Source organism: Vibrio sp. 10N.222.52.B7 (assembly GCF_041474275.1).
GTDB lineage: Bacteria > Pseudomonadota > Gammaproteobacteria > Enterobacterales > Vibrionaceae > Vibrio > Vibrio crassostreae_C.
Genome location: NZ_JBFRTU010000599.1, coordinates 1 through 298, shown reverse-complemented (window position 1 = coordinate 298; position 298 = coordinate 1). Strand labels below are relative to the sequence as shown.

Annotated in this window: 1 protein-coding gene; it reads right to left on the bottom strand. The window is 47.0% G+C overall.

Annotated elements, in window-relative coordinates:
- Nucleotides 1-298, bottom strand: a 298-nt coding sequence (locus AB4512_RS24380) for a M20/M25/M40 family metallo-hydrolase (RefSeq protein ID WP_372176066.1), incomplete at both ends; no start/stop codon positions are given.

Sequence of the window (298 nt, the reverse complement as noted above, 5' to 3'; positions counted from 1 at the left end):
TTGATCGTGCTAAACGATCGTTCACCAACTGAATCCAGTAACTCGCACCTAGCTTTAAGATGCCGTCATTAAAGTCGTATTTCGGGTTATGCAATGCGCAACCACCGACCGATTCCGTGCCATTACCCAACAGCACATAACAGCCCGGTTTAACACGCAACATGCTTGAAAAATCTTCAGAAATTGTTAGTGGGTCGCAGGCATCATTAACGTTCTCTACACCAAGCACCTTCTGCGCGGCAGCTACCGAGTATTGGGTTTGTTGCTCGCTGTTGATGGTTGGGTAGAAGGTATTGAT